Annotated in this window: 5 protein-coding genes and 2 pseudogenes; 4 read left to right on the plus strand and 3 right to left on the minus strand. The window is 59.1% G+C overall.

Translation table 11 applies throughout. The annotated features are described in order from the left end of the window. Nucleotides 1–152 (plus strand): annotated as a pseudogene (locus ABIB06_RS38570) (transposase); the annotation flags it as partial. A gap of 1,645 nt (nt 153–1,797) precedes the next feature. Here ABIB06_RS38570 and ABIB06_RS38575 read toward each other — a convergent pair. The 3 genes from ABIB06_RS38575 to ABIB06_RS38585 form a co-directional block, all read right to left on the minus strand. Continuing rightward, nucleotides 1,798–4,191, minus strand: a complete 2,394-nt coding sequence (locus ABIB06_RS38575; RefSeq protein WP_354045590.1) for a peptidase domain-containing ABC transporter — start codon at nt 4,189–4,191, stop codon at nt 1,798–1,800. Between the two features lie 3 nt (nt 4,192–4,194). Next, nucleotides 4,195–5,445: a beta-barrel domain-containing protein gene (locus ABIB06_RS38580; protein ID WP_247447011.1), complete on the minus strand. Its 1,251-nt coding sequence runs from the start codon at nt 5,443–5,445 to the stop codon at nt 4,195–4,197. 150 nt (nt 5,446–5,595) lie between these two features. Next, nucleotides 5,596–5,781: a hypothetical protein gene (locus ABIB06_RS38585; protein ID WP_354045588.1), complete on the minus strand. Its 186-nt coding sequence runs from the start codon at nt 5,779–5,781 to the stop codon at nt 5,596–5,598. A 796-nt stretch (nt 5,782–6,577) separates the two neighbouring features. Between ABIB06_RS38585 and ABIB06_RS38590 the strand changes: the two genes are divergently transcribed. The 3 genes and pseudogenes from ABIB06_RS38590 to ABIB06_RS38600 form a co-directional block, all read left to right on the plus strand. Beyond that, entirely contained in the window at nt 6,578–7,189 is a 612-nt protein-coding gene (locus ABIB06_RS38590) for a sigma-70 family RNA polymerase sigma factor (protein ID WP_354068638.1), read from the plus strand. A gap of 132 nt (nt 7,190–7,321) precedes the next feature. Then, nucleotides 7,322–7,873 (plus strand): hypothetical protein, encoded by a 552-nt coding sequence (locus tag ABIB06_RS38595; RefSeq protein ID WP_247447008.1) that lies wholly within the window; start codon nt 7,322–7,324, stop codon nt 7,871–7,873. 73 nt (nt 7,874–7,946) lie between these two features. Further along, nucleotides 7,947–9,996 (plus strand): annotated as a pseudogene (locus tag ABIB06_RS38600) (hypothetical protein); the annotation flags it as partial.

Here is a 9,996-nt window from a genome sequence, read left to right on the forward strand (position 1 = left end):
TCGACAAGGAGATGTACAAATGGCGGCATCTCATCGAGAACTTCTTCGGCAAGCTCAAGGAATTCAAGCGCATCGCAATGCGCGCCGACAAGACCGACCAGAGCTTCACTTCAATGATCTATCTGGCCGCGGCCGCGATAAACTCCAGATGAATCCCAACAGACCCTAGATAGTCATTAGCTTGGCTCGGAGGGTCATGCGTCAACGGGTCAAACAAAGCCGTTTGAAGGACGCGGATGAAAAGCGTGACGCTCTTGGTCTTGGCATCGTGTCTGCTGGCGTTTGGTTGCAGGGCAGCGCCCAGAGGCCGGACCTTAGTCGCTCCGCCGCTTTCGCTTGCTCCGCCCTCTACTGAATAGGAGCCGGCGCCTCCGGCCACCCCTAAGAACGCTTGGCCGACAACGGCGGCGGGCTAAAGTGTCGCCGCCACGAGCGCTCGCCAAAAATTTGAGGCCTTCGGCAAAGACCAATGGCGGGCCGTTATCGCGGACGGACGCTCTCCCGCCGGGAGCGTCCGACAAGGCTTGGTCTACACCAGTGATCGGTGCGCCTTCGTCGGTCCTCAGCCCAGCCGTGGACTACGATGGCTTTAGCGTCGGCACGGTTCGACGATATTGACATGTCGGGTTATGCGGCGCGAACCATGAAGCCCCGCGTAGCAAGAGGTTCCAAGCCCAATTCGAGGGCGGATAGCATCGTGGCGCAGCACCTGGTCGAACAAGAAGATGAGGCATTAAAACGCAAGCTTTACGATCTGCCGCGGCTGCAAGTAGGCTGTCGGCAATGACGGCAGGCGCTGTTGATCCATAGCAAGCGCGTTTTGATCCTCGCGCAGGCCTATTGTCGGATGAAGACCTTGGCATGTGGAGGTCGCGGAGCAACGTAAAACCGTGCCTCACAGGCGAGGCACTCAAAGTGCTCCGCAATGTCAACCCGCAATCCAGATGACATTCTTCTGGACCAGCAATCCGGGCATTCTCTCTTGTTCAATGCGTCAAGAGTAACTGCGTCAGTCATTTCGAGCTCGTGGAAACTAGCTGCATCAGACACCGAAAGAGCGACTGATGTGCTTCGCCATGACGATGGCAAGATCCGTATAGCGGCCGTTTGACCAGAACTGATCGCAAATCAGCAAAAAGAATAGCGCAATAAGCGAAATCAGAATTCCCTTGCACATAGCGGACTTGTCCCTTGATGAGACTGCCAACCGAGCAGGTATGAACTGAGAGAGACGATATGATTCTGAAGTCGCTGCTGCGACGATCTGCAATAGTTATAGGCTGGCAAGAAGCCGTTACTAATCCGTTAACTGACCGATCCGACCAATCTCTGCCGAAGGTTTGGCCTCTGGTCCGACTGCTGATCCCGGATGTCCGCTATTCGATGGCTACCTCTGAACCTTCGCGTGCTCTTCCTGGGCGTCAACAACTATACATTCGTGAGTCGTAGCGGTTGCCATGTTATTTCTAGTCGGAAGCTGACAATCCGGATGCACCGTCGCGCAAATTTGGCCATTCGCAACCGCATACTGAAGGTGCGGCGGGGACGCCTTTCGCAGCCCAACTCCAGAAGCGGTCTGTATGGTGATCTTTAATGGCGAGACCGAGGTTGGTGGGAGTGGAGCCCAACTTGGTGCGCGCAAGCCCCATCTTCTGTGGCAACGGCCATTATCTCGATTGCCCTCCAGAATCTGGCCATCACGGTATTAATCAGTCTCGCGTTTGGCCGGCCGATGGCACCTCCGAGCGTCGTCGGACGACATCGAAGCGAGTGCGCAGTGCATATCGCGAGCCGAAATCAGCGTCGTGAGAAGTCGATCTTGGCCAGCGCTTCACCCGGGTTGTCGCCTTTGCCGCAGTCGTCAGACGGCTTGGGGTTGCACTCTTTCCGCGGCTGGCAGTAGTCCTTGTGTGGATGGCAGTCGTCGTCCTCGGCGTCCTTCCAGCCATTATTGCGCTTCGAGCAATCGCCCGTGGCGTCAACGAGGCAGTCATCGTGTCCGTGCGCGGTCTCGACCGATTTCGCACCTTCGGAAAACTCGGTGACCGCGACATCTCGCGCAGGCCCCGCTTCTGGTCTGAGGCTCGTCATTCCGACCTGAAACGGCCCGGCCGCCGCGGCAAGATGGAAGATGATATCGGCTCCCTGGGTAATTTCGGGTCGGTGCGCTACGCTCACGCGCGTCATATTTAGGTGCCGGAGATTCGCATTGATTTCTTTTTCCTTCTCGGTGTCGAGATGGGCCGTGCCCTCGTCCAGAAACAGGATCTTTGGTCGGCGATAGAGCGCGCGAGCAAGCAGTACTCGCTGTTTCTGCCCGCTAGACAACGAGCTTCCCATGTCACCGATGAGGCTGTTGTAGCTCATCGGCATTGCCATGATGTCGTCGTGGATGCCGGCAATCCGCGCGCACTCGATCATCCCTTGCAGGTCGAATGTTGTGTCAAAAAAGCAGATATTGTCGGCAATCGATCCCGACAGCAATTGATCCTCCTGCATCACCGCGCCAATTTGCTCGCGATAAGCGCGCGGTCCGATCTGGCCCAGCGGAAGGCCGTCGATCAGGACCTCTCCGCTCGTTGGCTCAAGCAGCCCAAGCATAATTTTGACAAGGGTTGACTTGCCGCAACCTGAGGGTCCCATGATCGTCACGAATTGTCCCGGAGGAACGCATAGGTTGACGTTATTAAGAATCAGAGGCTCTCTTTCTGCATACCGAAAGCACACGTTGCGCAGTTCGATCGCGCCGCGCATCTGTCGGACATATGACAGGTCCCGGTCGTGCCCCTTCTCGATCGGGGTGAGCGCAATGTCGGCGAGACGCTCGAGGTGCAGCCCGAGAATGCGGACATCCACCAGCTTCTCGATCAGCAGCGCTGTCCGTCCAGCGAACTGCAGCTTGTAGCTGACGAACGCGAATATCATGCCAACCGTGATGAGGTTGTCTAGTGCGAGGCGAGCGGCGAGGTAGATCGTGATTACGTTCTCCAACCCGAATATCGTGTCGTTCATCGCTTTGAAGCTGACCCTTGCACGACCAAGCCGCACGTTGGCATTTATATACGCAGCATAGCGGTTCAGCCACTGGCTCTCCCGTTCGTTCTCTCGGTTGAGTAACTTTACGCTTTGCACCGCTCGCACGGTTTCGATGAAAGCGGAGTTCTCGTCTGCCTTGCTGTGAATGGCCGCTTCGCTCCGTTGCCGGAACAGCCCGAAAAGAGCGAGCCGCAAGGCGGCGTACAACGCGAACGCCAGCAGTACGACAAGTCCGAGTTGGACGCTGTAGGTGAACATTAGCGCCAGCATTAACACTGACATGAGACCGTCGATCAACCCCGTGATCAGTCCCTCCGCGAGCACGTTGCGAATGGGCTCGATCGAGTTGAAGCGAGAAAGGATGTCGCCGATGTGCCGCTTTTCGAAGAATGAGAGTGGCAAACGCACCAGATGATGGAACAGCCGGGCGCCGATTTGAAAGCTCAACGTGTTTTGCAGAACAAGTATAGTGAACGAGCGGGTAGCGGTCGACCCGACCTGTATCAGGAGAAGGAGAGCGAACCCTAGCCCGAGTACGACCAGGAGATCGACGTCCCCTCTCGCGATGACCTCGTCAACGGTGAGCTGCATATAGAAAGGGGCGGCTAGGAGAAGAATTTCGATGACTACTGACAGAACCAATATTTGGGCGAGGGCATGAGTGTTGCCGTTCATTCCGCTCCAGAATATCGAGAACGGCAATCGTACTCGCTCGTCTGTGCGGCAGAACTCTTCAGTGGGCGAGAGTTCGAGCGCGACCCCGGTGAGATGTCTAGATGCTTCAGTGAGAGGAAACCATTTTTCGCCGGCTGCCGGATCGTGCACCACGATCCCTTTCTTCCTATACGCTTTCAGTACAACGAAATGAGCCATGTCCCAGTGCAGAATAGCCGGTAGGCGCAATTGGCAGAGGTGGCCGATCTCGATTCGCAGCGGTCGACATGCCAGCCCCAGGTGAGCTGCTATCTCCATAAGGTCGCGGAGAGTGACACCTTTTAGGGACACTGGATGCCGGCGACGCAGTGTGTTCAAGTCAGTTCGATGACCATGATAGAACGCGACCATTGCGAGGCATGCGAGCCCGCATTCCGTCGCCTCCGTCTGCCTGATGAGCGGGAGGAATCTGCGTCCGCTGAAATTCAATAGTCCCTGCATGCGCTACATCCTTGCGCTTAGCACCGGGTCAAGCAGCCACCTCATGAGGGACCGCTGCTCAAGAATAACGTCGGCCCTAAGCAGCATGTCCGGCTGAAGCGGCATCTTACGGCCATGGGCGTCGATGTCGGGCCGTTCGAGAACCGCAGTCACACGGTAAGCCGGTTCCTTGAGGGTGATCGGCCCGGTCGTTTCGTTGCCGGTCAGGATTGTGTGAGAGACTTTTGTCACGCTGCCGCGGTAGGTGCCGAATTTCTGATAAGGAAATGCATCGTAAAGTATCCTAACCTGCTGGCCGGGGCGCACAAAACCAAACGCGCGTGTCGGAAAGAACAGCTCCGCCTGCAGGTGCGCATCAAGGGGAATTATTTCGAGCTGCATATGCCTTGGATCAGCGATCTGGCCAACAGTCGCCTGCAGCGTGGACACGCGCCCACCCGTTGGCGCCTTGATAACGTAAGCCTGCCGCCCGTTCACCTCGGCCACGCGCTGTTCGATCGAGGAGAGATCATTACGCAGTACTCGAATCCTCTCTGCGGCGACAGTTGGAAGTTGCTCGAGTGTATGCCGAGCATCTGTCAATTGGGTGCGTCGCGCGGTGATCTGCTGATCGAGTGACACCACGCTCTGCTTTTGCTCAAGTGCAGCCTGCTCGCGGCGTTTCAGCTCAATCGTTGGCAATGCACCGCTTGCGGTTAGCTTTGCACCCGTCGATACAAAACTCTCGGAAAGCTTCAGTCGCTCGTTTTGGATGCTTCGCTGGTCCTCGAGTTGAACAATTTCTCCTTCGATCCCCTTGATCGTGGCAGCGAGGCGATCCTGTTCCGAGGCGGTTCGGCTATCTTCCGCATCGATCTGTCGCTCCACCACATTGCGTTGCTGCGCCAACACTGCAAGTACGGTGGAATTGACGTCATCGCCATTGGCGGTGATTTGGGAAGTGACTACGGTCAGGAGCGGGTCACCCTCCGCAACCTCTTGCCCTTCCTTCACTTGTATCGCCTTGATGAAACCGTGTTGTGGTGCGAAAATCTTAGCTGTGCCGGAGGTCGGCGTGAGATACCCGGACACGGTCTCCTTGCGCGCGTATTGCGCGATGGATAGAAAACACAAGATGACTCCAACGAGCGCAGCCAGGCTCCAGCTAAGGAGCGTGCTTGATAGCGGCTGCAGCAGTACGACCTCACCCCAGCTGTGGCGCTGGCGCAAAAAGTCGATAGCTTCCTTGCGAAATAGAGCTGGCTGACTCGCCATGGACGCACCTTGCTGTGCTCTTATTCATATTTAAGCGCTGCTTCATATTTAAGCGCTGCGCGGAGTATCTTTCCGCCACAGCAAGACGCGGATGTATACCGATGAACCGCTCCCCCTTATGGAGAAGCGGTTCGCCGGTGCATCATGCCCTTATCCCACGAAGGTTTGGGATTGGTTGGACAGCACGCCTACCTGAAGTTGGTTTCCGCTGAGAACATTGATGTCGCCAGTTCTGATCAGTGATCCGCCATCATGGCAGCCACAGCCGCCGTTGCCTGCGGCCACGAGGTCGAGCTCTTCATCAGACAGTTCGATCGGGTGAGTAAAAGTGGTCATCTCTAGCATCTTGGTCTCCTTTCGATGTAGTGGCAGAACGGTGATGTAACGGTTGCCACGTCATCACTAGTTGCAAGAGACCAATCTGGATGCACTGTCGCATAAATTTTCTGTGCGGCACGTGTTTGACGCTTGTTTGCATCGTGATTGTGCAACGTCGTATGCAAGGTGTCTTACAGTGAGGAGCCAGTGCGGTTTCGTCATAGTTGAGTTGGACTCTGATCAGTTCGGTGCGGCGGAGATGGAAAGCGCGCTGGGACCCCATGGGGCGGAGCTCGATCCAAGGTGCGCTTTAGTTTGTTTCGATGGCGCCAGTCGCCGCGCCTGTTGGCACGACAAAGCTTCCAGCTGATCGCATTGCAGGCGGGTTGGATAGAGGCAGGAAAGTGAAGGGTTGGAATTTAGCTTTTTTGAACGTGCTCCGAATGACCCTTGATGGCGTTACACGGCATATCAGGGAAATCGGATCCGATGCATGCCCCGAAGTTATAGATGCGACTTTGCGCCCGTGTTGAAGCCTCCCATCTTCGAAGGCGGCCCGAGGAGTTGCGTCGCTGCTCAGCGCCTCGACCTGGCAAGCGAGCACGACGCGTTATGGTCCGCCACCGTCGCGGCTTGGCGATTGGCAAAAAAGTTTGAAAACTTCGGGAACGAAGGCGCTGCTGCTGACTTGAGTTCGCCGACAGCCGATTTCGTATTTTTTTAAAAGAGATCATTTAAATACATTTAAATGCAGGGTGTTTAAATTAGCAGGCAGTGGCACTGCGCGTGAAGATAGGACCGGGGTGACTCGACCATGCCCCATCAATGCGTCGATTTAACGAAGGCAAAGATTCGCCCCGGCGCAGCGCGGCATGATAGCTATTGCGAGACGGCTCTTAATTACGAAACAGCTCTGCTTGAGTGCGCCTCCGGATCGCGATCGGCCGTCGGCAAGATTTACGCCCGGGAAAGGGAGCAGTTGCGCGCGATGGCGCACCGTATCGTGCACGACAGATCCCGCTCCGAGGACGTCATCCACGACGCATTCGCGCAGATTCTCCGATATGCGAAAAACTTCGATCCTGCACGCGGATCTGCCCGGGGCTGGATCTACGCGATTGTCCGCAACACGGCGCTCAAGATGCGGCGGAGCGCCAGGCGCGAACTCGCGCTCGAGGACGACGCATTGAATGCCATCTGCGCGCGGGAGCGGCCCGTTCCGAACCCTGCGTCCTGTATCCCAGACAGTATGACGCTGCGAACCATACTCGATCAACTCGAGCCACAGCGCCGCGCGAGCCTGCTTCTGGCAATCGTTGACGGGCGCACGCACGAGGAAATTGCCGAATACCTCCGGGTTCCCGTAGGAACCGTCAAGGCGTGGATCCGGCGAGAGCTCGTGGCGATGCGCCGGCAGCTCGAATGAGGCGTAAACTTATTTTTTGCCGCTGCATCCAAAGGCGTGCTTCGGCGACAGTAGGAGTGACGGCGTGGTGCCCAGGCAGGGCGCGCGCATGATGCACGTGCCTTGTTCGTCGCCTGAGCGAGGAGCGAAACAATGTCTTTCCTGAGCAGCGTTGCAAGCATTACCGGGCTGTTAAAGCTTGCGGGAACCCGCGTCCCATCCGACGAATCTACGTCAACCAAGCCCGACGACTGCGGTCACGGCAAGCTGTCAAAGTGGAATGACGATCACAGCGGTAACGACGACTTCTTGAGAACCGACGACGGCAAGGACAATCATTCCAAAGTTAGCGGCATTGCCGCGTACCCGAAAGACGGCAAGGGTGACTACCCAGAGCACGATGGTGGTTGGAAGGACGCCAAGGACGGCGAATACCAGCCCAAAGACTACGACGACGGCGGCAGGGGCGAGACCGATCGCAGTCCTGGTGAAGTGCTGGCCAAGTGCGACTTCTCCCATGGTGATTTCCCGGGTGATTTCAGCTCGCACGGTCCCGATCATTCGGGTGACATACACGGTGCGCTCGCTTCGATGTCTTCCGACGATGCGCTCGAATACGCCATCGGTTTGATGGGCCCAACGGATTACTTCGACGTAGGGCATTTCGACACGGCGACGGATACGTCGCACGACACGGACGCCTGACATGCCGAAGAGACTCGCTTGGCAGTGAAAGCTGCCGGGCGAGAGTGGTTTTTGAACGAGAAGGGCGGCGGTCATGCACCAGGTAGAAAAGCGCGAACTGTTCGACCAAGGGCGGAAGATTTTCGAAGCCGGAGTGCAGCGTGCTGACAAGCGATCCGGCTCTTTCAGTTTCTTGACCTGGTCATTCTTCATTGCCCCGCTGATTGCCTGCGAAGAGTTTCTTGCCGCCCCGTTCAAATCCGCGCTGGCCGAGCAAGAAGACGCGACAGCCGCTCGGGCAGGTGCGGGGCCGCAAGCGACGAACGAGGAGCTCCCTGCGAGCGATCCCGCGAAACCGGGCGCGGAGAATGAAAGGCCCGAAGGGCGGGCCACCTCGTTGGAGACGCATGCGGCTCAGCTCGATCCGACCGGGCTCCTGGCGGAGCCGCATGAAGACGCGCCCAGACCGAGCACAGCTCGTGGCGAAGCAGTCGCCGCTGCGAGCTGGGGGGATGGGGGCGGAGGTGGCGAAGATGCCGATTTTTGCAAGCACCATGCTCACACCTCGGCCCACGTTAGTAGCGTCAATTGCGTCAACTCGCTGACAGCGGATTCCGACCTCGGAAGCACTCAATTGCCCGGTGGGTCAACGCTCGAATCCATTTGGTCTAATGTACCTTGCGACTCGTTTACCCCGTCGATCGTCACCTCCCTTCCTCTGCTTGGAATGGTCGGCGATCTGAGCAATGACGTGGTGGTAGTGATTGCGCCGGTCGAGGCGGCGGTGCCGCCGGCGTTCGCGACGGCGACCGATACCGTCAGCACCCTGCCCAACGACGCGGCCGGCACCATTGCGCCGGTCGAGGCCGCGGTGCCGCCGGCGCTCGCGACGGCGACCGACACCGTCAGCACCCTGCCCAGCGACGCGGCTGAAACGATTGCGCCGGTCGAGGCGGCGGTGCCGCCGGCGTTCGCGACGGCGACCGACACCGTCAGCACCCTGCCCAACGACGCGGCCGGCACCATTGCGCCGGTCGAGGCCGCGGTGCCGCCGGTGCTCGCGACGGCGACCGACACCGTCAGCACCCTGCCCAACGACGCGGCCGGCACCCTTGCGCCGGTCGAGGCCGCGGTGGCGACGGCGACCGACAACGTCAGCACCCTGCCCAACGACGTGGCTGAAACGATTGCGCCGGTCGAGGCGGCACAGCCGACGTTCACGACATTGGCCGACAACGTGGGCACGCTGAGCAACGACGCGGCTGAAACGATTGCGCCGGTCGAGGCGGCGGTGCCGCCGGTGCTCGCGTCGGCGACCGACACCGTCAGCACCCTGCCCAACGACGCGGCCGGCACCATTGCGCCGGTCGAGGCGGCACAGCCGACGCTCACGACATTGGCCGACACCGTCAGCACGCTGCCCAGCGACGCGGCTGAAACGATTGCGCCGATCGAGGCCGCGGTGCCACCGGTGCTCGCGTCGGCGACCGACACCGTCAGCACCCTGCCCAGCGACGCGGCTGAAACGATTGCGCCGGTCGAGGCGGCACAGCCGACGTTCACGACATTGGCCGACAACGTGGGCACGCTGAGCAACGACGCGGCCGGCACCATTGCGCCGGTCGAGGCGGCGGTGCCGCCGGCGTTCGCGACGGCGACCGACACCGTCAGCACCCTGCCCAGCGACGTGGCTGAAACGATTGCGCCTGTCGAGGCGGCACAGCCGACGCTCACGACATTGGCCGACAACATGGGCACGCTGAGCAACGAGGTGGTTGGCCCGACGACGGGTTCAGAGAGTCAGTCGACCGCGTTGTCGCAAACAGCTGCATCGGACAGCACCGGTGTTCACACCCTTAATAGTTCGGCGCCTGCTCTTGAGATCGCGGAGTCGGCACTGGTTACGGAGAACGGTACGCCTGGTGATGTACCACAGCCCCCGGATGTGGCTGGCGATGCTTTGGTCAGTGCGGCGCCGGTCGCGGACACGAGCGAGCCGGTGCTCATTACAACAGCTGCGGCTCCGACCGATGCGCCGAGCGATCTGTCGCATCCGGCCGACACGGGCAGTGTGGCTGGCGATGCTTCGGCGAGTGCGGCGCCGGTCGCGGACACGGGCGAGCCGGTGCTCGCCACAACGGCTG

This window comes from Bradyrhizobium sp. LB8.2 (assembly GCF_040548035.1).
Taxonomy (GTDB): Bacteria; Pseudomonadota; Alphaproteobacteria; order Rhizobiales; family Xanthobacteraceae; genus Bradyrhizobium.